The organism is Paenibacillus phyllosphaerae, assembly GCF_014192105.1.
GTDB lineage: Bacteria > Bacillota > Bacilli > Paenibacillales > Paenibacillaceae > Paenibacillus_Z > Paenibacillus_Z phyllosphaerae.
Genome location: NZ_JACHXK010000007.1, coordinates 194146 through 217813 on the forward strand (window position 1 = coordinate 194146; position 23668 = coordinate 217813).

The 23668-nt window shown below is 55.7% G+C and carries 19 protein-coding genes; 16 read left to right on the forward strand and 3 right to left on the reverse strand.

Annotation, left to right across the window (positions count from 1 at the left end):
• From FHS18_RS17180 to FHS18_RS17220, 9 genes are all read left to right on the forward strand, one after another.
• A complete protein-coding gene (locus tag FHS18_RS17180) occupies nucleotides 1-1320 on the forward strand; it encodes an opine metallophore biosynthesis dehydrogenase (protein WP_183601316.1) in 1320 nt (439 codons plus the stop codon).
• 29 nt (nucleotides 1321-1349) lie between these two features.
• A complete protein-coding gene (gene cntA / locus FHS18_RS17185; protein WP_183601435.1) occupies nucleotides 1350-2984 on the forward strand; it encodes a staphylopine-dependent metal ABC transporter substrate-binding lipoprotein in 1635 nt (544 codons plus the stop codon).
• 15 nt (nucleotides 2985-2999) lie between these two features.
• Nucleotides 3000-3932 carry a nickel/cobalt ABC transporter permease gene (opp1B, locus tag FHS18_RS17190; RefSeq protein ID WP_183601317.1) on the forward strand — a complete coding sequence of 311 codons (933 nt, stop codon included), beginning with the start codon at nucleotides 3000-3002 and terminating at the stop codon, nucleotides 3930-3932.
• Nucleotides 3933-3942: 10 nt separating this feature from the next.
• Nucleotides 3943-4833 (forward strand): staphylopine uptake ABC transporter permease subunit CntC, encoded by an 891-nt coding sequence (gene cntC / locus FHS18_RS17195; RefSeq protein WP_183601436.1) that lies wholly within the window; start codon nucleotides 3943-3945, stop codon nucleotides 4831-4833.
• Nucleotides 4834-4838: 5 nt separating this feature from the next.
• Nucleotides 4839-5663 (forward strand): staphylopine uptake ABC transporter ATP-binding protein CntF, encoded by an 825-nt coding sequence (gene cntF / locus FHS18_RS17200; RefSeq protein ID WP_183601318.1) that lies wholly within the window; start codon nucleotides 4839-4841, stop codon nucleotides 5661-5663.
• Complete coding sequence (locus FHS18_RS17205; RefSeq protein ID WP_183601319.1) at nucleotides 5650-6396, forward strand: ABC transporter ATP-binding protein; 747 nt, start codon at nucleotides 5650-5652, stop codon at nucleotides 6394-6396. Before cntF ends, FHS18_RS17205 begins: the two co-directional genes overlap by 14 nt.
• Before the next feature lie 29 nt (nucleotides 6397-6425).
• The gene (gene cntE, locus FHS18_RS17210) at nucleotides 6426-7610 is read left to right on the forward strand and encodes a staphylopine family metallophore export MFS transporter CntE (protein ID WP_183601320.1); all 1185 of its coding nucleotides are present in this window, start codon (nucleotides 6426-6428) and stop codon (nucleotides 7608-7610) included.
• A 123-nt stretch (nucleotides 7611-7733) separates the two neighbouring features.
• Nucleotides 7734-9164 (forward strand): DUF3500 domain-containing protein, encoded by a 1431-nt coding sequence (locus FHS18_RS17215; protein WP_221401358.1) that lies wholly within the window; start codon nucleotides 7734-7736, stop codon nucleotides 9162-9164.
• A gap of 10 nt (nucleotides 9165-9174) precedes the next feature.
• The gene (locus FHS18_RS17220; RefSeq protein WP_183601321.1) at nucleotides 9175-10464 is read left to right on the forward strand and encodes a HupE/UreJ family protein; all 1290 of its coding nucleotides are present in this window, start codon (nucleotides 9175-9177) and stop codon (nucleotides 10462-10464) included.
• 92 nt (nucleotides 10465-10556) lie between these two features.
• On the opposite strand, the gene FHS18_RS17225 is transcribed toward FHS18_RS17220, so the two are convergent.
• Nucleotides 10557-11702 (reverse strand): family 8 glycosyl hydrolase, encoded by a 1146-nt coding sequence (locus tag FHS18_RS17225; protein WP_183601322.1) that lies wholly within the window; start codon nucleotides 11700-11702, stop codon nucleotides 10557-10559.
• A 193-nt stretch (nucleotides 11703-11895) separates the two neighbouring features.
• The gene (locus FHS18_RS17230) at nucleotides 11896-12693 is read right to left on the reverse strand and encodes a DUF2935 domain-containing protein (protein ID WP_183601323.1); all 798 of its coding nucleotides are present in this window, start codon (nucleotides 12691-12693) and stop codon (nucleotides 11896-11898) included.
• 226 nt (nucleotides 12694-12919) lie between these two features.
• Here FHS18_RS17230 and FHS18_RS17235 point away from each other — a divergent pair, with 226 nt between their 5' ends.
• Nucleotides 12920-15817, forward strand: a complete 2898-nt coding sequence (locus FHS18_RS17235; RefSeq protein ID WP_183601324.1) for a bifunctional diguanylate cyclase/phosphodiesterase — start codon at nucleotides 12920-12922, stop codon at nucleotides 15815-15817.
• A gap of 60 nt (nucleotides 15818-15877) precedes the next feature.
• Here the strand turns inward: FHS18_RS17235 and FHS18_RS17240 are convergent, their stop codons facing one another.
• Nucleotides 15878-17152: a TerD family protein gene (locus FHS18_RS17240; protein WP_221401359.1), complete on the reverse strand. Its 1275-nt coding sequence runs from the start codon at nucleotides 17150-17152 to the stop codon at nucleotides 15878-15880.
• Between the two features lie 535 nt (nucleotides 17153-17687).
• On the opposite strand from FHS18_RS17240, the gene FHS18_RS17245 reads away from it, so the two are divergent.
• The 6 genes from FHS18_RS17245 (at nucleotide 17688) to murQ (ending at nucleotide 23654) form a co-directional block, all read left to right on the forward strand.
• Nucleotides 17688-19028: an ABC transporter substrate-binding protein gene (locus FHS18_RS17245; RefSeq protein WP_246427713.1), complete on the forward strand. Its 1341-nt coding sequence runs from the start codon at nucleotides 17688-17690 to the stop codon at nucleotides 19026-19028.
• 39 nt (nucleotides 19029-19067) lie between these two features.
• Entirely contained in the window at nucleotides 19068-19907 is an 840-nt protein-coding gene (locus FHS18_RS17250) for a MurR/RpiR family transcriptional regulator (protein WP_246427714.1), read from the forward strand.
• A gap of 27 nt (nucleotides 19908-19934) precedes the next feature.
• Nucleotides 19935-20885: a carbohydrate ABC transporter permease gene (locus tag FHS18_RS17255; protein ID WP_183601326.1), complete on the forward strand. Its 951-nt coding sequence runs from the start codon at nucleotides 19935-19937 to the stop codon at nucleotides 20883-20885.
• A gap of 153 nt (nucleotides 20886-21038) precedes the next feature.
• A complete protein-coding gene (locus tag FHS18_RS17260) occupies nucleotides 21039-21731 on the forward strand; it encodes a carbohydrate ABC transporter permease (protein WP_343060559.1) in 693 nt (230 codons plus the stop codon).
• The gene (locus FHS18_RS17265; RefSeq protein ID WP_183601327.1) at nucleotides 21718-22749 is read left to right on the forward strand and encodes an ROK family protein; all 1032 of its coding nucleotides are present in this window, start codon (nucleotides 21718-21720) and stop codon (nucleotides 22747-22749) included. Before FHS18_RS17260 ends, FHS18_RS17265 begins: the two co-directional genes overlap by 14 nt.
• Nucleotides 22746-23654, forward strand: coding sequence for an N-acetylmuramic acid 6-phosphate etherase (gene murQ, locus FHS18_RS17270; RefSeq protein WP_183601328.1), 909 nt, complete (start codon nucleotides 22746-22748; stop codon nucleotides 23652-23654). Before FHS18_RS17265 ends, murQ begins: the two co-directional genes overlap by 4 nt.
• Nucleotides 23655-23668 lie beyond the last annotated feature (14 nt).

Genomic DNA, 23668 nt, shown 5'->3' on the forward strand with positions numbered 1-23668 from the left:
ATGCGAGACATTCAGCGGGTCCTCATCCTCGGAACGGGTCCGGTCGCGGTTCAGTTGGCTGTTCTGTTCAAGAAAAGCTGGGGCTGCGGCATCGGAATAGCAGGGAGACGATCGCAGCGTTCGGACCGATTCTTCGCTTCGCTAGCTGAAGCGGGGCAGCGGGTCCGCATCGATGTTCAGAATGGGCAGCACCGCAGCATGGAAGGCGAATGCATCGTGGATGAGGTATTCCAAGACTATCGAACGATTCATGGGGAATGGGATATGCTCGTATTCGCGGTCTCGACGGATGCGTATATCGAAGTTCTGGGACAAATAGACCGTGCCGTATTGCGTCAGGCCAGCTGCGCAATGCTCGTATCGCCGACGTTCGGCTCGGGCTTTGTCGTCTCGGACTTCTTGCATCAAGCCGGTTCCGGCGCGGAAGTCATCAGCTGCTCGACCTACTTGGGCGATACCCGATGGGCGGACGGTCAGCCTGCAGGCCATGTCGTCACGGCGGCCGTGAAGAGGAAATTGTACCTGGGATCGACGAACCGATCGTCTGCGACGGTCAACCGACTTAACAGACTGTACGAACAGTCCGGCATCGCGACGGAGATCATGGCGAGCCCGCTTGAAGCGGAGACCCGCAACAGTTCGCTCTACGTCCACCCACCTTTATTCATGAACGACTTCTCGCTGCGTGCCGTATTCGGCGAAACGAAGGAACCCAAGTATGTGTACAAAATGTTCCCGGAAGGCCCGATCACGCAACAGTTGATCCGGAACATGCGCTTGCAGTGGGAGGAGATTGGCGCCATTATGGAACGGTTGCATGTCAGGAGCTTGAATCTGCTCCAATTCATGACGGACGATAATTACCCTGTCCGGCCGGAGAGCCTGTCGCGTCAAGATATCGATCAATTCCCTTATCTAGAGGCGGTTCATCAGGAGTATCTCCTGTACGTCCGCTATACGTCCCTGCTCATCGATCCTTATTCGACGCCGGATGAACAAGGCCGTTATTTCGACTTTTCGGCGGTTCCGATCCGCATCATGTACGTCAATCAAGACGGGGAATGGGATCTTCCACGGATGCCCAAGGAGGACTACTATCGGACGAAGATCATTCAGGGCATAGCAAGGTATGTCGGCGTCGCAAGCCCAATGATCGACAGCTTCATCAGCATCTACGAGAACAAATTGAGCGAGACGGCGGCTAGACGCAAGAACGAACGGCTATCCAGCGCGTTCGCCGTCCAAAGCTTCGACGAAGACATCAAGCGAATAGGAAATGGAATCGCTCAACTATCGTTGAAGATCACCATAAAATCGTAATAATTACAGGAGTGAACGATGTGAAACGCATGCGATTCAAATTCAGTTTAGCCATTATGTTAGGGTTAACCCTGCTTCTCGCCGGATGCGGAGACGGGAACGGCGCGGAGAATGGAGCCGAGAACGGAACGGAGAGCAGCCGGGCGGAAGCTTCCGAAGAGCTGGTCTACGCCTCCACGAAAGACATTCTCGATATGAATCCCCATCTGTACGCCGGCTCGATGCCTGCGCAAGGGATGGTGTACGAGTCACTCGTCGAGAACACCAAGGACGGGATCAAGCCGCTGCTCGCCGAGTCTTGGGAGATCTCCGAGGATGGCAAAGTGTATACCTTCCACCTCAGGCAAGATGTGAAGTTCCATGACGGCGAGCCCTTCAACGCGGAAGCGGTCAAGCAGAATATCGAAGCGGTGCAGCATAACGCGGCCAAACATTCCTGGATCAAGCTGTCCACCAAAATCGTCAGCAGCAATGTGATCGACGAATATACCGTGCAATTCGTGCTCTCCGAAGCTTACTACCCTGCGCTGACGGAGTTGTCGATGACCCGTCCGTATGTGTTCATTTCGCCGAACGATTTGATCAATGGCGATAGCAAAGACGGGGTGAGCGGCTACAATGGTACCGGCCCCTACAAGCTCAAGGAGCACAAAGTGGAGCAATACGCCGTGTTCGAAGCGAATGAGCAATATTGGGGCGGAGCGCCGAAGGTGAAGCGGATTACGGCCAAAGTGCTGCCCGAAGGGGAGACGACCTTCCTCGCGCTGCAAAAAGGAGAAGTCAATTTCGTCTTCACCGATGACCGCGGGACGGATAGCCTCGATGTCGAGGCAATGAACCAGCTCGTCGACTCCGGCGATTATCAGCTGGTCCGAAGCGAACCGATGAATACGAAGATGATCGTGGCCAACAGCAGCAAACAAGGATCTCCTGCTCAAGATACGAAGGTGCGGGAAGCGATCTGGCACGCGATCGACCGGGAGACGATCAGCAAGCAAATTTTCGCAGGGACCGAAGCGCCCGCGAACACGCTATTCTCCTCGAACGTCAATTATGCGAACGTCCCGATGAAGGAACGGGCCTATGACCCCGAAGCGGCGAAGCGGCTGCTGGACGAAGCAGGCTGGATCTTGGCCGAGGGGGAGGCGGTTCGCGCCAAGGATGGTCAGAAGCTGGCGATGAAGCTGTACTACGACGTCAATTCCGGCTCGCAGAAGACGGAAGCGGAGTTCATCCAGCATGCTGTAGGACAAATCGGCATGCAGCTGGAAGTGATCGGCGAAGAATCCACTTCGATCGCGAACCGGAGGTCGACCGGCGACTATGATCTGCTGATGAACCAGACATGGGGTCTGGCCTACGATCCGCAGAGCACGATCGCCGCGTTCACCTCGGAAACCTCTTATCGTCATACGACAAGCGGGATCGCGCGCGCCGAAGAACTGTACGGCAAGATCGACGAAGTCATGGTCGCCAGCGACGAGACGCAGCGGGCGGCGCTATATAAGGATATTCTGACGATCGTTCACGACGAAGCCGTCTTCATTCCGCTGACGAACGGCAGCGTCACCGTGATCGCGCCGGCGAATCTGCAAGACGTCTCGTTCAAGCAGACGCAGTTCGAGCTTCCTTTCGAACAGATGCACTTCGATGCGTCCGAATGATAGGGGGAGGCGCTATTGGGAAGCTACATAAGCAGGCGGATCGCCCTGTCGATTCCGCTTCTCGCGGTGATTTCGTTCCTCACCTTCCTGCTCGTTAACCTGTCGCCGCTCGATCCGGCCGAGGTCGTCCTGCAAGCGCAGGGCGTACCGATGATCACCGATGAGCTGCTCACGCAGACGAAGCAAGAGCTGGGACTGGACCGCCCTTTTCTCATCCGCTATTGGCATTGGGCGCTCTCTTGTCTCCAACTGGACTTTGGCCATTCCTATGTTACGGGGCAACCGGTCTGGTCCCAACTGGGACCGGCTTTCCTCCATACGTTCAAGCTCACGATCGTATCGGCCGCATGCATGATATTCTTCTCGATCGTTCTCGGCGTCATCTGCGCATGGCGGGAAGGCAAATTGTTGGATCGTTCGGTCCGGGGCATCTCCTTCTTCCTGACGGCGATCCCTTCGTACTGGCTAGGTGCGATGCTAGTCTGGCTCGTGGCCGTAAAGCTTGATTGGCTGCCGACCAGCGGGATGGAATCCTACCGCAGCTATATTCTGCCGGTCATGGTGCTGACTATCAGTTATGCGAGCATCTACTTCCGCTTCGTGAGGAGCGCGATGATCAGCAATTTGAACGCGGATTACGTTCTGTACGCGAGGGCATGCGGCTTGCCGGAGAAGAAAGTGACGGTCCATCTGCTGCGCAATTCGCTGCAGGTCGCCATCTCCGTCTTCTGCATGGCGATCCCCGTCTTGCTGGGCAGTACGGTCGTTGTCGAGAACATCTTCGCATGGCCGGGGCTGGGCAGCTTAACGGTGAACGCGATCCTAAGCCGGGATTTCCCGATGATTCAAGCCTATGTGCTTGTATTAGCGGCGGCCTTCGTGGTATTCAACGCCTTGGCGGATGTTCTGCAAGCGGCCATGAATCCGAAGTTAAGAAAGGACCTCTGACGGGATGAAGATGAGACTGTTAACGAATCTGCTCCAAGATAAACTGGCGGTCCTGTCGCTGGCGGTCATCGGATTGATTCTGGCCGCAGGGGCTATGGCCCCCGTGTTCGCGCCGCATGACCCGAATGCCGTAAATATGGATCTGCGTTATGCAGGCGCCTCTTGGCACTATCTGCTCGGCAACGACCATCTGGGAAGATGCATCCTGTCCCGCTTGATCTACGGCATCCGTCCGAGCGTGCTTGGTGTGCTTGCCGCACTGTTCGTCTCCGTGGCGCTCGGCGCCTTCCTCGGCCTCGTCGCAGGTTACTTCAAAGGCAAGACGGACGCCGTCATTATGCGCGTCTGCGATATCATGCTGTCTTTTCCCGGCTATGTGATGACCTTGGCGATCGTCGGCATATTGGGCGTCGGTCTTGGCAACATCCTGCTGGCGTTCATGCTGCTGAAATGGGCTTGGTTCGCCCGCATCATCCGAGCCTCTGTCCTGCAAGCCGCGGAAGCGGACTACATCAAGTTTGCCCGGATCACGGGCGTCCCGTCGATAACCATTCTGCTCCGGCATGTCGTTCCTGTTGTGTCCGCGGATATCGCCGTCGTTGCCAGCAGCTCGTTCGGTTCGATGATTCTGCAGCTGTCCGGCTTCTCCTTCCTGGGGCTTGGAGTTCAAGCGCCGAATGCCGAGTGGGGGATGATGCTCAATGAAGCTCGGGATGTCATGTTCTCCAGGCCCGAACTGATGCTGGCGCCCGGCTTGGCGATCGTACTGACCGTCTCGGCGGTCAATTTCATGTCCGATGCGCTGCAGACGGCCCTGGATCCGACCTTGAGCAAGACGAATCGGAAGTTCCGTGAACAGGCATCCTTGCCGGTCAAACTGCGCGGGAAAGAGGTGGCATAAGCACCATGCATCTATTGGAGGTTCAACATCTGCACGTGACGGACCGGCATACAGGTAGCGTGCTGCTGCGAGACAGCTCCTTCCACGTCAAGCAGGGCAGCTGCCTGGCCATCGTAGGCGAGAGCGGCAGCGGCAAATCGGTCACGTGCAAGTCCATTATGCGGCTGCATAAGGCCTGGATCCGTCAAACCGGGGAGATTTGGTTCAAGGGCGAGGAACTGAGCGCGCTACCGGAGCGGCAAATGAGGAAGAAGCGCGGCAAGCAGCTGGCGATGATCTTGCAGCACGGGATGCGCGCCTTCGATCCGACCTGCGTGATCGGCGTCCAGATCGGAGAAACGCTGAAAGAACATTACGGATGGAGCCGCGCCGAAATCGAAGCGAATATGTCCCTTGCCATGATGAGCGTCAGGCTGAACAACCCGGTCGAGCTGATGAACAAGTACCCGCATCAGCTGTCCGGGGGCATGCTGCAGCGCGTCATGATCGCGCTCGCTTTCGTGTTGGAGCCGGACTTGATTATCGCCGACGAGCCGACGACCGCGCTCGATACGATCGCCCAGTTCGAAGTGGTGGAGCAATTGATCGCGCTGCGCGAACGAATGAACGGGGCCATGATTCTGGTGTCCCATGACTTGGGGATCGTTAGGCGATTGGCGGACGATATTATCGTGATGAAGGACGGCGAGATCGTGGAGAGAGGCTCGGCCAACGTCATTTTCTCGGCGGCCCAGCATGCGTACACGCAGCGTCTCGTCGAGGCGAACCGGGCACTCAATGGTCATTTTGAACGATTGAAGGGAGGTGGGCTTGGCCTTGTTGAACATTAGCCATGTCTTCAAATCCTATTCCGCCGGCGGCATGTTCGCCCGCCGCGCCCAAGAAGTGGTCCGCGATGTCAGTTTCGCTTGCGAGCCGGGGGAGTGTCTGGGTATCGTGGGCGAGAGCGGGAGCGGGAAGTCGACGCTGGGGCGAATGATCGCAGGTCTGGAGAAGCCGGATCGCGGCATCGTCCATTGGGAAGGACGGCCGGTCTGGGATCGTCGGCAGCGCGGTTGCCGGATTAGTGCCGTATTCCAGGACTACACCTCATCGATCAATCCGTTCTTCACGGTGGAAGAGGCGATTATGGAGCCGTTGCGAACATCGGGCATGCATAAGCGCAAAGACAGAAGCAGCGTCGACCTTCTCCTGGAGCAGGTCGGCCTGAACGCATCCTATCGGGAGCGGTATCCGCACGAGCTGTCGGGCGGCGAAGCCCAGCGGGTATGTATCGCCAGGGCGATTGCGACGGAGCCGCACTATATCGTCATGGACGAAGCCGTCAGTTCGCTTGATGGCTCGGTTCAATTGCTGGTGCTGGATCTGTTGAAGGCGCTTAGGCGGAAGTACGCGATGAGCTATATGTTCATCACGCATGATCTGCAAGCCGCCGCGTACTTGTGCGACCGCATTCTTTTCTTTAAAGAGGGGCGCGTGGAGGAAATCATTGCCACGGAGCAACTAAGGAACGCCCAATCCGAATACGCACGCCATTTATTGCGCATGGTCATCACCTCGTAACGCAATGGTTACGGAAAGGAGAAATGAAGGTGAGCGGTGCGCTGTCTTGGCCATTTATGCGCTTATATCTACTAACGTTATTCTATTTTAGCGCGAATGCTATATTGAACGTCATTATCCCGCTGCAGGGAGAGGCGCTAGGCGCGAGCCATACGACGATCGGGATCATCATGGGCGCTTACCTATTCACGACCATGTTCTTCCGGCCTTGGGCGGGAGCGATGATACAGAAGCATGGCTCGGTCCGCGTGCTGCGCGTCATCTTGATCGTTAACGGGCTAGCCTTAATGCTGTATGCCATGACGGGGCTAGGCGGATACTTCTTCGCACGTATGCTGCAGGGCGTGTCGACGGCCTTTTTCTCCATGGCGCTGCAGCTTGGCATCATCGACGCGCTGCCGGAGAAGGACCGTTCGCAGGGTATATCGATGTACTCGCTATGCTCCTACATACCGGGCATTATCGGACCCATACTGGCGCTCACGATCTGGCAGTCGGGGGAGTTAAATTATTTCGCCGTAGTCATGCTGCTCATCGCTCTTGGGACCGGCGTAATCGGCTTCAGCGTGAAGCCGGACAAGAGCACGCCGAATCCCGCGAAGACGGGGCAAGGCGCGGGCGGCATGCTACGTTCTTTGGGGCAACTCGCCACCCATCCTTCTTTGCGCAAATGCAGCATTCTACTGCTGTCCGCTTCCGTTGTATTCGGCGCGATTACTACATTCATCCCCCTGTACGCTGCACAAGTCGAGCATGGCAGCGCGGGCGTGTACTTGATGACGCAGGCGGCCGTCGTCGTATCGGCCCGCTTCTTGCTGCGCAAACATATCCCATCGGACGGCCGTTGGCATGCTTCGTTCGTGATGGGCATGATGCTGATGCTCGCGGCAGGGGCGTATTGCGTCAGCTATTCGAGCACGGGCGGCGCGGTTATTTTCTACCTCGGCGCGATCCTTATTGGAATCGCCCAGGCACTGGTCTATCCGACGCTTACGACTTATCTAACCTTCGTGCTGCCGCAAACGGAGCGCAACGTGCTGATGGGGCTGTTCATCGCGATGGCGGATCTTGGCGTATCGCTGGGCGGTATCTTGATGGGGCCGTTGACGGATCTGACCTCTTATACCTTCATGTATGCCGCGTGCGCGGTCTTAGGCGCATCAATGGTTGTCGTTGCTTATGAGCGGCGCGGTGTGAGGAAGGCCGTGTCATAGGACGGGAGTTTCGTCATTAAGGAAACATTCAGCTGGCACTTATGGAACGCTCAGTTCACGACCTCCTAGAATCGGTATAATGAGACTCGTACTCATACAGATTCCTATTGGAGGTCAACAACAATGCGTAAACTCCCTACTCTCAAGGGCTATAAAGGTTTTATCGCAGGGGTGGCGCTGACGGCGGTCGTTACCGTTCCGTTCACGTCCCTGGCGGCTACGGCGACCAAATCCGTAGCGGCGACATTCGCGAATATTAAAGTAACGTTGGACGGAACAGCCGTTTCGCTCAAGGACGGCAGCGGCAATGCGGTCGAGCCGCTCACGTACAACGGATCGGTGTATGTCCCGCTTCGCGCGGTCTCCGACGTGCTCGGATACGGCGTCTCCTTCGACAATACGACGAAAACGGTTAAGCTTACGGGCAGCACATCGACCACCGCGGCAGGCGGCGCGGAAGGCACGCCTCCGGGAGCTCCTCCGACAGGCGGCGCCGAGGGCACGCCTCCAGGCGCACCGCCGACTGGTTCGACCGATACGTCCACCCGGGTAACGGATGTCGCGGCTTCGATTGCCAATGACACGACGGCGAGCACGGCGCAGTCGACCACGGATGCCCAGACGGCGAAGATCGTGGAGCTTGCCAATGCGTTCATGGCGACGTTGACCGATGAGCAGAAAGAGTCGCTGCAGTATGACTTGACCGCCGAGAATGCTGCGGTTTGGTCCAACCTGCCGGCAGGGAACGTGAGCCGCAACGGCCTTATGTTCGCCAGCCTCAGCGAAGAAAGCTTAACGGCACTTAAAGCGCTGGCCGCGCAGGCGCTGGGGGATAGCGGCTACGATACGTTCAAGCAGATTATTCTCGCCGACGAATATCTGGCTACGGATAACAATACCCAGATGTGGGACGCAGACCTGTATTACGTCGCCTTCCTCGGAACGCCATCGACGACCTCGGCTTGGACGCTGCAGATCAGCGGCCACCATTATGCGTCCAACATTACGTATAACGGCCAACAGACAAGCGCGACGCCGGTCTTCGTCGGCGTGGAGCCGCAGACGTTCACGTATAACAACGTAGCCTACGAGCCGCTCGCGACTCGCCACGATGCCATGTATGCGATGATCCAATCGCTGAGCACGACTGAACTTGCGACAGCGAAGCTTGCCAAATCGTTCGATGACGTTCTCGTCGGTCCAGGGCAAGACGGCAACTTCCCGGCAAGCGAAGGGATCGCGGTATCCTCGCTTAGCGATGACCAACAGGAGCTGGTCAAAGCAGCCATTACAGCTTGGGTGCAAGATACCAGCCCGGATATCTCGTCCGAGCTGCTGGAAGCGTACCTGTCGGATGAAGCACTGGCAGCAACGAAGATTGCCTGGTCGGGATCGACCGATTCCAGCGTGCATGGATCTTACATTCGCATCGACGGCCCTCGCGTATGGATCGAATTCGTATGCCAGACCGGCGTAGCGTACAAGGATCAAATTCACTTCCATACCGTATGGCGCGACAAGCTGGCCGATTACGGCGGCAGCTTCAACGGATAAGGAGCAGGCCATGATGCGGAAGAATGTAATCGCTCTGATCGGTACGCTGCTGCTTGCAGTATCCTTCCTGACCGCGTCCGTCTCGGCGCATGCCATGCCCAGCTCGTCGGTCAACTTGGATTTCTATAAGGACCGGGTTGCGGCGGAGCTCATTCTTCCGCTCGACCGCCTGGAGATCGCCTTTGGCAGCAGCCTGACGGAAACGCCGGCCGAAGTCTTATCGATGTATCAAACCGAGCTAGAAGCTTATGTCGTGGAACATGTGCACCCAGTCACGTCCGAAGGGCAGGAATGGACGGTAGCGGTCAGCGATATGTCGCTCCAGTTAAGTGAAGAGCCGTATGATCTTATCGTGAATCTGTCGATGACGCCGCCAGCCGGAGCCACGGTGCAGCAGTTCACCTTGAATTACGATGTTATCGTGCATCAACTCGTTACGCATTCGGCGCTCGTCTCCATTCGAAGCGACTGGAATCACGGCGTGTTTGCGAGCGAAGCCCAGCTAATCGGTACGATCCGCGGCACGGAAACCTCGCTTGCCGTGGATCAAAGCGGCGGCAGCTGGTGGACCGGATTCCAGGATGTCATGAGCTTGGGCATGGCGCATATCGCGGAAGGAACGGATCACCTGTTGTTCCTGCTGGTGCTGCTATTGCCTGCTCCGATGCTAGCGAAGGGGAGACGCTGGGCCGAGTTCGGCGGCATCAGCCATAGTCTCCTCCAGCTGCTCAAGATCGTGACGGCCTTCACGATCGGCCACTCGGTTACGTTGATCGCAGGCGCTCTTGGTTGGGTGCATGTGAGCAGCCAGATCGTCGAATCGCTCATCGCCTTCTCGATTCTCGTGTCGGCCGTCCATGCGTTCCGTCCGCTATTCCCGGGCCGCGAAAGCCTGGTGGCGCTCGTCTTCGGACTCGTGCACGGGATGGCGTTCGCCACCTTAATCGAGGAGATCGGCATCGACCCCTGGCGGATGGCGGCGAGCATTCTTGGCTTCAACATCGGCATCGAGATCATGCAGCTGATCGTAATAGCCGTTACGATTCCATGGCTCATGATGTTGAGCGTGACGCGCGTTTTCCCGGCCGTCCGGATCTTGGGCGCGTTGCTGGCCGCGACGGCTTCCCTCGCATGGCTTAGCGAGCGGGTCACCGGGCAAGAGAATCCGCTGTCGAAGCTCGTTAATTCGGCTGCCGGCTATGCGCATTGGTTAGTTGTGCTCATCGCCGTTACGGCGGTGATCGCGACCATCATGAAGTACCGGAGCGCGTTAGTCCGGAAGCAGGCGCAAGAGGTTTAGTTGTTCGCACGGATATGGAAAAAGAAACGTCAGCATACATCCCGGCTTGAACCGGGGGCGTATGCTGACGTTTTTTCGTTGAAGGAAGCCTCTTAACGATAGATCCGATAATTCCCGCTTAATGCCAACAAGCTGAAGAAATACAGGCAGTTGTCGTAATAACGGCGAACACCGGTGCGCAGCGGCGTCTGCCAGAATAGCTCGACGACGCGTCTTGCATCGGGACCGTCCGCGGCTAGCGAAGCCATCGCATTGGTGGCGAGCAGGCCGATTGGATGAAGCGCAGGCTCATCGAAAGGCTGACCGTCGATAGTATAACGGCGATAATCCGCTACGTCGATGTCCCGGAAGAAGCGCTGAATTCGATTCGATTGCTCCACCTGCCAAGGATCTTCGCGGAACCAAGCCCAATCGAGCCCGATGTTGGCCGCAACCCGGTACGCATCGCTGTAGAAATGCCGGTAATCCCCGTGGCGCTGCACCGGGGCCGGCGTCCCGTCGTAGTTCGCATACTCCGGCGAGAGCCCGGTCTCCGGATGGCAGGCGGTATGCAGATAAGCGCGACTCGCTTGCGCCGCTTCCCGCCAGAAGGCGCGATCGGCTTCGTCGGCCCACAGCGCGAACAGATCATAGAAATGAGGCAGATGGTAGGAAGGGTCGCTGAACGGCGATTCCGGAACGAACTTGATCAACTTCGTCGCGGGATCCCACATCGGGTCGCCTTCGCCGTTCTCGCCCTGATGGACGCACGCCCGGAGGATCTTTCGCGCCTGATCCGCATAGTTGTAAGGTTCAGCCCGCTCGCCCCAACGATGCGAAGCAAAGAACAGCGCCATCGCGAAAAATTCTTCGCCGTCCGGAGCAGGTCCTTGCGAGAGGCGCGTGCCGTCCGGCCGGCAATGCCAGGCAAAGTAATCTTTGTATCGGCCTTCCGTATGCTGCATGAAGGTCTTGGCGAACGTCCACAGCCGGTCGAATTCTTCTTGCCGATCCATCTGAACCGCCATCATCATCCCATAGGACATCCCTTCGGAACGCACATCCAGATTACCCGTATCGAGCATGTACGCCATGTCCTCTCCCACCTGATAATAGATGCGGACATCCTCATCCCCGTAGAACAGCTCTTGCCACGCTTGTTCGAGCTTGCTGTCGATATCCGCTTCCGCATAACCGTACTCAAGGAACAGATTGCGGTAAAGTCCTGTATGGAATGCGCCTTTCAGTTCTACAGCCATCGTTCATCCTCCATGGAAAAGGTATTTTCCTCGAGTATAGGGAACGAACGCTTCCGGGGCATTGTAGAAATTAAAGCATTTGCTTTAAAAAGTTTAGCGTTCTTCCGGCTGCAGGGCCGTTATGCGGGCACGAAAGCAAAAAAGCCGCGCAAGCGCGCAGCTTTTTGCCCGAAAGTTATTGCTTCACTACGTACTACGCTTCGATCCTGGGCTTCGCCGGATTGCAGCTTGGCGGAGGAACTTGCCCGGATTGGGCAAGTTTCATGAGATAATAGCATTCTTCCCGAAACATGTGGTCGGGCATGAGCGGGTTGATGCGGCTTAGAAGCTCCGCGCTAAGGTCCAGATGCTCGATCTCCTGAAGAAAACCTTGAAAGACGTTCATCTCCATATCGATATCTTTATGAAACTTGGAAATCGACGGATAGCTTTGCCTCATGGTTCGCAAGTAGCCGGTCAATTCGACTGCCTTCAGATAAAACTGCTCGAAGTGCTTCTCGAATTCCTTGCTTTTCTTCATCAGCCTTTTCTCGACGCCGTCGAGATCGCTGGCTATGGCCGCAGCGTGGCCTGCCGCATCCGGCAGCCAGATCAGATCGTGATGCAGGGGATGGTAGATGGGGACGTCTTTCCCCGCGATCAGCGCTTGCAAGATCTTGAGATATTCCTCCAACTCGTTCACCATGTGATTGAGAAAAGTCGGGGTCAGCGCGATTTGAACTTGATTGAGCAGCCTGCGGTCGAGCAAATTCAATTTGAAGCTTCGAAGGGCTTGCACCGCTTCATCGGCTTGCTTATTGAGTGCCGATAGAGAAAGTCCCTTTCCATTTAACCGCGCTTGCTCTAGGAGATCGTCGAATGCCTTCTTAAAGGCCTCGGCTCGTTCAATATCCTGCTTTTCTCTGGACGATAGGGCGTTAAGTATGAATCGTGCATGATCCCCCAGAATCTGGAGCCAGAATTGATGCTCGAACCATGCTTCCTCGGACATGTTGCTTACCTCCCTTAACCTCTCGATGCTGGAATCATCAAGTCTCTTCACGTCTCGATAACCTTATGACCGTGAAACGGGAGATATTCGCTGCCACTCATGGGAATAGTTTACGCTAGACCCGTATATTACGAACAATTAAAATAGACATAGTGACGAATAACGGCGATGCTTGGCAGATAGCTTACATACGACCAGGCTACATATAGAAAAGAGGAGAACAATCTTGCGCGTCCATCAACTTCACTATCAGGATATGAGCCATTTAAGAGAGTGGATGCAGATTCAATCCATACCCGATGCCAATCGGTTGCTCATTCAGATTTTTTCGTCTTCCCTGCAGAACAGCTCGATCCAACCTATCGTGGATCTGCTTGCTGCCGATTTGCCGCAAGCGGCTATCATTGGATGCACGTCTGCCGGAGAGATCGTCGACGGGTGCGTTCATGAACAAGCAACGGTCATTTCGATCATCGAATTCGATCAAGTCAACCTGGTTGCTGCTTCTATAGAACTTCCTGCGGGCGTAGATGAACATGAAGCGGGTACGCGATTAGCGCATCGCCTAGCCCAGCCGGACATGAAAGCGATGATTGTGTTCACCGATCAGCTGGAGCGCCCGGATCAATTCTTGAAGGGGATCGAGGACGTCCATCCGAATGTCATTCTCGCAGGCGGCATAGCGGCCGCAAGCGTTGGGCGCAGGACGCTGATCACCGGGAATAAGCTGCTCTCGGGGGGCGCCGTGGGCATCTCGTTGTCCGGCCCTAACCTCATCGCGAACAACGCCTACAGCCTCAATTGGAATCAGGTCGGCAAACGATTCACGGTTACGCATGCGGAAGAGAAGCGCCTTTATACGATCGATCATAAAAATATCATTGACCTTTACCGCAACTATCTCGGCGACAATATAGCGGAACAGCTGGTGAAGAAAAGCAAAAACTTCCCGTTGATTCTGCAAAAAGAGGGAATCGAGATTTGCCGGGATGTTATCGAGGTGCACGAGGACGGATCGGTGACGCTATCGGGTCGCATCGAAGAAGGCGATGCGGTACGATTCGGATTCGGCGACCCCGAATTAATCGTCGATCGATCCAAACGTCTAGTGGAGGAGTTGATGAGCGTCCCATCGGAAGCTATCTTCATCTATTCATGCGAAGCGCGCAAGATGTTCATCTTTAATTCGATCGGCTATGAAATCTCGCCGCTGCAGCAGCTTGCTCCGACGGTCGGCTTCTTTACGAACGGAGAGTTCTACCATAACCAGCGCTCCAATGTCATTCTGAACCATTCGATGACGCTGCTCGTGCTATCCGAATGTCATGACATGCCCAAGCGTGCCGCCGAACCTGTCGCCGATCGTCCCGCGCAATGGGGAGAGCTGGACGTACTGAAGGCGATGTCCCATGTCGCCCAAGTCTCGACCGACGAATTGTTCGAGCTGAACGCGCATCTGGAAGAGTCTGAACAGCGTTATCGGTCTCTCGTTCAGTATAACCCGGACATCGTGTATTCCATTAATGCCCATGGCGATATCCTGACGCGCAACGGGAAATTCCTGGACATTCTTGGCTATCAGGAGCACGAGGTGAACTCCGTCTATGAGCTTGTCGCCGAACCGGATTTCGCGTTCATGAAACATGCGATCGAACAGGCATACTCGGGCAAGCCTCAGACGTTCGAAATTTCGCTGTCCACGCATAACGGCACGCCGATTCCGCTCATGATAACGAAAATACCCATTGTCGTGAACCAAACGATTGTCGGCGTCTATGGCATCGCCAAAGACATCTCTGCGTGGAAAGAAGCAGAGAAGCAAATTACTTATATGGCGTACCACGATATGCTGACCGATCTGCCCAATCGGACGATGCTGCATAACGAGATGGACAAGTTGCTAGCGGAGCAGCAGACCGAGCCGAGTATGTTTGCCTGCATGTTCCTGGATCTGGATAATTTCAAGGAAATCAACGATACGTTCGGACATTTCGCCGGCGACCAGCTATTGAGGCAGTTAGCCAACGATTTGGTGCGATTCATGAAGCATAGCGGCATTGCCGCCCGTTTTGGCGGCGACGAGTTTGCGATTCTCATGAAGATCGATAATCCCCAGGAAGCCGAGGGGCTGGCCGAGCGAATCGTTCGTTATTTTGAACAGCCGATTAACGTCCAGGGCATCGAGCACTTCATCACGACTAGCATCGGCATCAGCATCTACCCGCAAGATGGCGCGGACTCGGAGACGCTGCTGAAGAACGCCGATCTGGCGATGTATAAAGCCAAGCAATCCGGCAAGAACCGCTATCAGCTCTACAATAGCGAAATCTGCGAAATTATGCGGGAGAAAAGAGCGCTCGTCTCCGAGCTGAGAAAAGCGATTCAGGAAGAAGAGCTAAACGTCTATTACCAGCCTTTGTTCGATCTTAAGAGCAGGGAGCTCATAGGCGCCGAAGCGCTCGTTCGCTGGTTCCCCAAGGGCAAAGACAGCGTGCCGCCTTCCGTGTTTATTCCGATCGCGGAGGAATATGGGTTAATCGACCAATTGGGTTATTGGGTCTTGCGCACCGCCAGCGAGCAACTCGTCTCTTGGCAGAATACCAAACAAAGCCTGATCATGTCGGTCAATGTGTCTTACCAGCAGTTCGGACGGTCCGACTTCGTCGAGAGCGTACGCAACGTGCTTCAGATGACGAAGATGCCGCCGCATTCGCTTCATCTCGAGATCACGGAGAGCACGGCGCTTATTAATCTGGCGCATACCAAGCATATCTTGCATCAGCTGCAGATGTCTGGCGTGTCCATAGCGATGGACGATTTCGGCACCGGCTACTCTTCGCTCAGTTGCGTGAAGGACTTATCCATCGATAAGCTGAAGATCGACCGGTCGTTCATTACGAACATCTCGACGGATGAACGGGATGCGGCGATCGTGAAGACGATTATTGCGCTCTCTCGGAATTTGCGTATGAAGGTACTGGCTGAAGGCGTAGAATTGCCGGAACAGCTGGAGAAGTTAGCCGAGTTCGAGTGCGATGAGATTCAAGGGTATCTGTTCAGCCGTCCTTTGCCGGCCGACCAATTCGAGGCGCTGTTCCTCGCAAGCCAATCGTCATCTGCATAAAGCAATAAAAAGCCGCCACGAGGCTTGCCTAGTGGCGGCTTATTTGAAATACAAGAAATGTTAATCGTTCGGGTATCTGGATTCTCGGGCAGCTGCAGCTTCATTCTGCTCGTTCGCAACCTCTAAACCATAGTCGTTCGCCAGCGCATGCAGACCGCCGAAGAAACCTTTGCCGATCGGATTGAACTTCCAATCGCCCCTGTAGCTATACAATTCCGCGACAACGAGGGCCGTCTCGTTCGTTAATGAGTCCCCGCAGCGGTAGTACATCAGCTCTCGGCCTGTTGAAGGGTCCTTCACCCGGATCGTAATCTCAGCGACCTCGCGGAAGAAATGTTCCCGCACTTCGCCTTCGTAGATGGATAGCGTGAATGCGATCTTCTGGATCTGCGCGGGAAGGTTCGGATAGGCCAGCACGAATCGCGCTTGGCTTGGTTCTGGCTTCGAGTAAGAGAGCGAACCATTGCGCTCTTCGGGATGGCCGTAGAAGATGCAATCCTCATCCTGCCTGCATTTGCCGTCGCTATGAAGCAAGAACGCGGTGGCATCCAGCTCGATCGCGGGATTCATCGTTCTCCATGTCACTTCAATCACTAACTTCCCGGTTGCCAGCCCTTTGGTTACGTCGACTCTCTGACCCGTGGCTAGCTGAAGCGCTTGGCTAGGTTCAGGGAGGATAGACGCGGCAGGTTTCGGTTGACGGACGGCCGCCGGTTCTTTACGGGCCGGCTTGCGTTTAAGTTTGGCAGCTGGCGCAGAGAATGGGGCATAGCCGCCCGGATACATTCTTCCGACTTTCCACCCTTCATCGGCGGATAATCGGAGCAGATCCGATGAACCCTTTTGTTCCATGATTCTGAGCAATAGAATGGCAGCGGCCCGGGCATCGTCCAGCGCATCATGATGTTTCAGCCGGATTCCGTAAAGCTCGGCCATTGCGTTAAGTCTGTATGAAGGCAAATCGGGCAAGAGCCGTTTACTGACCGCATACGTGCAGAAGTATTGAAAGGTCGGGTAGGGCAAGGAAGCTTCGTCAAGGCAATACCGCAATACGCTCATATCGAACGAGGCATTGTGTGCGACTACATGCCGATCGCGCAAGAGCGGGGAGATCTCGGGCCAAATCTCTCGAAACGTAGGTTGTCCGGCTACCATGGCAGGCGTGATGCCGTGTATCCCGATATTCACGGCGTCGAAGCGCTGCATCGGATTGATCAACCAGACTTGCTCTTTCACGATTCTGCCTCCGCTTACTTGCACCAGCCCGAGCGAGCAGGCGCTGGAACGGTTCGAATTGGCGGTCTCGAAGTCAATGGCTACAAACTCCATATTCATTATATCTCCTTATGTTGCTATCAAATGCAAAGTTGGATGATCCATGAGAGACGGTAGATAAGTATGATTAAGTATATAAATCTTGCGCGGAGTTGGCTAGCCAAGACGTAATGTAAAATTATGCCGAAACGAGACAGACTAGCGGGAAATCTTTTCTTGAAATCAAATTACAAGTTGACAACTCGGAATTGTAGTTTTATTATTTAAACGAGCTCGAGTGATGAAATATTGTTTCATAATTCAACCGACAAGAATCCTACTGGACAAACCAATGGTTCTCGATCCGACTAATGACTTATGGTGGGCGCGCAAGCGGCTGCAATTTGTCTTAATCGTGATTGGAGGCCATTTTTTTTATGGAATGCCGCTCCGATCATGGAAGAATAGTTGACTTCTGCGTTAAAAAAGAATTTACAATTGGCATCTTATTACGTAGAATGAGGTTAGATATGAAATAATATTTCTTAAACAGCGAACGATAATGAAATTTAGTTACCAAGAGAAAGCACTTATTCATTCGGGAGGTACGGGGATCATGAAAAAGTCTGTCAGTACAATGCTAATGGTCATTCTGCTAACTATCCTTGCAGCATGCGGCAATAACGGCGGCAATGGAGCGAACGAAGGCGCAGCGTCTTCTGCCGAGGCTGCGAATACCGCAACTGAATCGGAGACGACGGCAGCTCCGGAAGCTACTTCGGAAGAAGCGGTCCGGCTTACGATCGGCAGCTGGCGAACCGAGGACAAAGCCGCTTATGACAAGATCGCCGCTCAGTTCCATGAGCAGAACCCGACTATTACCGTCGAATTCGCGCCGACCAAGAACACGGAGTACAACACGGTGCTGAATACGCAATTGATGACGGGCGAAGGGCCGGATATTATCCACCTGCGGCCCTATGTGGCAGGCAAACAGGTTGCCGATTCGAACTTCCTCGTGCCGCTGGACGGAACGCCGGGGCTCGAGCAGATCCCGTCCGAGCTGTTGATCGCGGCAACCGGTTCAGACGGCAAAGTATACGGAGCGCCGATCCTGAAGAATGCCTCGCTGATCCTTTACAACAAGCAGCTGTTCGACAAGCTGGGGCTTACGGAGCCGAAGACGTGGGATGAATTGATACAGACGGCCGAAGCGCTTAAGAGCAATAAGATCGTGCCGTTCGCCTTCGGCTCCAAGGAAGGTTGGATCCTCTCGCTAACGCACGGAGCGATCGGACCGGTCGCCTATGGCGGCAACGACTTCGTCAAGCAGATCACGACTGGCCAGACCAATTTCACGTCGCAGGCCTTCACGGATTCCGTTCAGCTGCTGAAGGATCTGGAACCCTACTATCCGGATAACTATGAGGGCATTGGCATGGACGATATGCGCAATCTATTCGTTACCGAGCAGGCCGGCATGATGATCATGGGGGATTGGGAGATCGCCGTTATGCGCAAAATGAACCCGGATCTTCAGATCGACGCCTTCCCGGTTCCGACGAAAGACGGCCAAGCGAGCGTCTCGACTTGGGTCGACGGCTCGTTCGCGATCAACGTCAACTCCAAGCATCAGGAGGCAGCCAAGAAGTTCATCGCATTCGCGCTGACCGAGTCGTTCGGCACGACGCTGAGCAATGAATTGGTTCGCCAGAGCACGATACCGTCGGTGCAATCCGGCGACGAATTGATCAAGAAGATCGCAAGCTTCTCGAACGATGCGGCCATTGCGACGCCGTACATGTTCAATGTATACTTCGCAGCAGGCAACCCGTCTTCGAAGACGGCGTTCGAAACGAGCGTTCAAGGCTATTTGCTCGGCAAGCTGAAAGTCGAGGACGTAGGCGCAGAAGTTCAGAAAAGCGTGGATACCTGGTTCAAACCGCTTAGCCAATAACAAGGATTGATCGTAATCACTCAAGGAGGAATCAGCCCAATGAAAGGCGCGTTAGTCAGCATGGAAGCCGCGTTAGATACGCTCAGCAGCATGGAGAGGCAGGCAGCCAAATATATAATCGAACACCCTTCGGAGGTCGTGAACCTGTCGGTACAGCAATTGGCGCTTCGCGCCGAGGTGAGCGAAGCGACAATCGTGCGGCTGGCGAAGTCGCTCAAGTTCAAGGGCTATACGGACCTGAAGCTGAGGATCTCCGCCGATCTCTCCGCAGCGGGGGAAGGCATTACCGATTATCAGCCGTTCAAGGTCGGCCACTCCATCCAGGAGCTGATGGAGAGCGTCACCAACAACAATATCAAATCGATCCATGACACGATGGACGTCATCGACGTCGAAGCGGTCGCCCAAGCGGTCGAGAGTTTGAACGCAGCGCGGAAGATCGCGGTATTCGGCGTCGGGGCTTCTTCCATAATCGCGGAGGATTTCAGGCTCAAGGTGAACCGGATCAACAAGTGGTGCGAATCCGCCAGCAGCGGAGATATGCAGGCGGTCGTCGCCGCCAATTTAAGCCAGCAGGACGTCGTGATCGGCATCTCCTATTCCGGGAATAACCAGGATGTGCTTCACGCGCTTAAGCTGGCTAAGGCGAATGGGGCGAAGATTATCTCACTGACCCACTTCGGCATTAACCCGATCTCCGAGCTGTCGGATATTCAGCTGTACACGAGCTCGCTCGAGCAGAATTTCCGCAAAGGCGCCATGGCGTCGCGCATCGCGCAGCTCAACGTGATCGACATGCTCTATGTCGGCATGGTCGTCCAGAATTACGAATCGAGCACGGCATCCATCGAACGGACCCAGAACGCGGTTCGGCGGTAATTCTTCCTTACGGAGGCTTCCTATCCTATGAGCCATAACGCAGTGAACGAGAGCGTCAAAGGTTCCGGCAGCAGGTGGCAGCAAGTCGTCATACACCTTTTCCCCCTGCCGGCGCTCGTTATCTATTCGGTTGTTATCGTCTACTCGATGGTCGCGGCGTTCGGCTACAGCTTCTTCTCCTGGAAAGGCTTGACCCGGGACGCGTTCGTCGGCTTGGACAACTTCGTCACGCTGTTCACCCAAGAGCCCTATAACGAGACGTTCTGGAACGCGCTCGGCCATAACGCCTATTATTTCGCCCTGGAGATGGTCGTCCAGAACGGCATCGCATTCATGCTCGCCTACGTTCTCTATACGAAGGTGAAGGGTGCCGAATGGTTCAAATCCGCCATCTTCCTGCCGCGGCTGTTGTCGGTCATCGTCATCGGTTTCTTGTGGAAGCTCATTCTCAATCCGAACACGGGCGTGCTGAACACCTTCCTCAAGACGATCGGGCTGGACAGCTGGGCGATGTCCTGGCTGGGAGATCCCGATACCGCGCTGACGTCCATCATCATGGTCAACAACTGGTTCGGCGTCGGCTTCTCGCTATTGATCTGGCTGGCAGGCCTCCAAGCGATTCCGGCCGAAATCGTGGAGGCCGCTCGCCTTGAAGGCGTGAAGGGCCTCAAATTCATCCGGATGATCGTCGCGCCGCTCATCGTGCCGTCATTCGTCATCATTACCGTATTCAGCTTCATTCACGCGTTCGAGGCCTTCGAACTTGTCTATGCGATGCAAGGGTCGCAAGGCGAACCTTACATGTCTACCGACACCCTTGCTACGTACTTCTATCGCAATGCCTTCGGCGGCACCTCCGGCGGAGATTCCGTCTCCATCGGGCTCGGGTCGGCCCTCGCTGTCATCATGTTCGCGATCATCAGCGTCGTCTCGACCGTCTTTATGAACGTTACCCGCAAATATGAAGTCGAACTATGATCAGGGGAGGTGACCTGTGCCTTGCGACCGACAACTTCCATCCGAACTTTGCAATACGCGATCATTGCGCTATTCTCGCTTACCGGCATCGCGCCGATAGCGCTTATGCTGCTCTAATCGCTCAAATCCAATATCGAGATCATCAAGAACCCGTTGTCTCTGCCGACCAGCTTCAGGCTTGCTTCCTATGAGGAGCTGTTCCGGCAGCTACCGTACGGCCGGTACTTCTTCAACAGCGTGCTCGTGACGGGCGTATCCGTGCTCGCGATTCTGGTGTTCGGCTCTCTCGCTTCCTATTATATATCCCGGTATTCGTTCCGCTGGAATCCGTGGCTGTACATGTACTTCCTGGCCGGCATGATGATACCGGTGAAGCTGGGCGTCGTACCGTTGTTCATGCTGATGCGCCAATTGCATCTGATCAACACACCTTGGTCGCTCGTCCTCATTTATTCCGGCATCGGCATTCCGCTGGCCATCCTTATTCTAACCGGCTTCTTCAAGACGATGCCGACCGAGATCGAGGAGGCGGCCCGGATCGACGGCTCCTCGGAGCTGGGCATTCTGTTCCGGGTGCTGATCCCGCTCATGAAGCCGGCGCTGGGTACCGTCATGATCATCCAGTTCATCAACATCTGGAACGACTTCTTCTTCCCGCTCCTATTCGCGCAGAAGGAATCGGTGAAGACGCTGCAGATCGGCATGATGTCGCTGTTCGGCGAATATTCCACCGACTGGAGCGTGCTCTTCGCAGGGTTAACGGTCGCTTCATTGCCGATGATGATCCTGTTCCTCTTCGCCTCCAGACAATTCATGGAAGGACTGACGGCCGGTGCGGTCAAATAAGGCATTCACGACAAGGCTGCATGTAGGAATCGACGGAGGCGGAAGCAAGACCGCCTGCCTCGTCGGCGATGAGGAGGGGAACGTCCTTGCTTGCGAGGAAGGCGAGTCCTCGAACGTCAAATCCAGACCGCGCGAACAGGTCGAGGAGACGCTGTTATCGCTTATTCGCGGCACGGTCGCACGCGCCGGAGGCGCGATAGAAGATATAGGAAGCGTAACGCTTGGTCTTGCCGGAGGGCATCGGCCAGCCGACAAGCAGCGGATGACCGATTTTCTGAAGCCCTATCTGCCTCCTTCAGCTTCTATTCAAGTGCACAACGATGCGGAGACGGCTCTGGCCGCGGGAACCTGGGGGCAGGCTGGCATCGTGCTGATCGCCGGCACGGGCTCAATCGCGCACGGCTATCTGCCTGAACGGGATTGCGGGGTCCGGGTTGGCGGATGGGGCTATCTGCTCGGCGATGAAGGCAGCGGGTACGATATCGGCAGGCAGGCTCTCATGGCGGTAACTCGCCATGCGGACGGGATAGATGAAGCCGCGATGTTCAGCGAGGCGGTGCTCCGGCATCTGTCCATCCGCGATCCGCAGCAGCTGGTCGACCGATTCTATGAGTCCGGCAACGCGCGCAAAAGCATAGCCCAGCTCGCCAGGCTCGTCATCGACATGGCTGCGCAAGGCGATGAAACGGCAGCGCGAATCGTGCAGCAAGCGGCTCAAGACTTAAGCCGTCTCGCCGTGACGGCGCGGCGGAAGATGGAAGAGGCGGCAGGGGGAGATCTGAAGGAGATACCGCTCGTGCTGGCAGGAGGTTTGTTCGGCAGCGAATTCTTCACCGAGCAATTCATGGGAACGATCCGTTCACGGATGAGCGGCAGCGCGGTTCATACGCTGCGGCATCCTCCCGTCATCGGCGCTTATGTCCTCGGCCTGATCCAATCGGACGTCCAACTGGCGGAGTCCACCATTCACTCCATATTGCGGACTTGGGGAGACACAGAAAGGAAGATCGAATCATGAAAGAAGCCATGACGAGTCTCGTTACCGAACAGACGAATGCGAGCAGCGCCATGCTGGATCAGTTATCCGTCGGCGAGATTATTCAATTGATGAATCAAGAGGATCTGACGGTCGCGCACAGCGTACAGCACCAGCTGCCTTCCATCGAACGGACGATCGAAGCGATCGCGGAAAGAATGGCGGCAGGTGGCCGATTGTTCTATATTGGCGCAGGCACGAGCGGCAGGCTCGGAACGCTCGATGCGTCCGAATGTCCGCCAACCTTCGGCGTTGACCGCAGCCTGGTGAACGCGATCATTGCCGGCGGGCCTGATGCCCTCGTGCAAGCGATCGAGAATGCCGAAGACGATGCCGACGCGGGCAGACGGGATATCGCGGCGCGCGTAACGGATAAGGATGCGGTCGTCGGCCTGGCTACGAGCGGCACGACGCCTTACGTATTGGGCGCCGTCGCAGAAGCCAAGCGCATCGGCGCGGTTACGGCAGCAATCTCCTGCAACCAGGGGACGCCTCTCTCCGCGGCGGTAGATTATCCGATCGAGATCCCCGTCGGACCCGAAGTCATCTCCGGATCTACCCGACTGAAGGCGGGAACGAGCCAGAAGATGGTGCTCAATATGATTTCCTCCGCCGTCATGATCCGCATGGGCAAAGTATATGGCAATCTGATGGTCAACGTGCAAGCGAGCAACGAGAAGCTGCGCCAACGCGTCGTGCGCATCGTCATGCAAGCCACCGGCGCGGACGAAGGAGCGGCGCTCCGTTATAGCGAGCAAGCAGGAGGGGACGCGCGTATCGCGATCCTGATGCTCAAGTTCGGGCAGTCCCGTGCGGATGTCGAGGCAGTGCTCGGGCGAACGAACGGGCATTTTCGGCAAGCCGTGGAACTGCTGGAGGGAATGTAACTTTTAACGTGCAG

Bases quoted from the DNA above. Each gene is read 5' to 3' on its own strand.
- FHS18_RS17250 (WP_246427714.1), top strand. From the start codon at position 19,068: ATGAAAGGCGCGTTAGTCAGCATGGAAGCCGCGTTAGATACGCTCAGC.
- murQ (WP_183601328.1), top strand. From the start codon at position 22,746: ATGAAAGAAGCCATGACGAGTCTCGTTACCGAACAGACGAATGCGAGC.
- FHS18_RS17255 (WP_183601326.1), top strand. From the start codon at position 19,935: ATGAGCCATAACGCAGTGAACGAGAGCGTCAAAGGTTCCGGCAGCAGG.
- FHS18_RS17220 (WP_183601321.1), top strand. From the start codon at position 9,175: ATGATGCGGAAGAATGTAATCGCTCTGATCGGTACGCTGCTGCTTGCA.
- FHS18_RS17215 (WP_221401358.1), top strand. From the start codon at position 7,734: ATGCGTAAACTCCCTACTCTCAAGGGCTATAAAGGTTTTATCGCAGGG.
- FHS18_RS17225 (WP_183601322.1), bottom strand. From the start codon at position 11,702: ATGGCTGTAGAACTGAAAGGCGCATTCCATACAGGACTTTACCGCAAT.
- FHS18_RS17230 (WP_183601323.1), bottom strand. From the start codon at position 12,693: ATGTCCGAGGAAGCATGGTTCGAGCATCAATTCTGGCTCCAGATTCTG.
- FHS18_RS17240 (WP_221401359.1), bottom strand. From the start codon at position 17,152: ATGAATATGGAGTTTGTAGCCATTGACTTCGAGACCGCCAATTCGAAC.
- cntA (WP_183601435.1), top strand. From the start codon at position 1,350: ATGCGATTCAAATTCAGTTTAGCCATTATGTTAGGGTTAACCCTGCTT.
- cntF (WP_183601318.1), top strand. From the start codon at position 4,839: ATGCATCTATTGGAGGTTCAACATCTGCACGTGACGGACCGGCATACA.
- FHS18_RS17180 (WP_183601316.1), top strand. From the start codon at position 1: ATGCGAGACATTCAGCGGGTCCTCATCCTCGGAACGGGTCCGGTCGCG.
- FHS18_RS17245 (WP_246427713.1), top strand. From the start codon at position 17,688: ATGAAAAAGTCTGTCAGTACAATGCTAATGGTCATTCTGCTAACTATC.
- cntC (WP_183601436.1), top strand. From the start codon at position 3,943: ATGAGACTGTTAACGAATCTGCTCCAAGATAAACTGGCGGTCCTGTCG.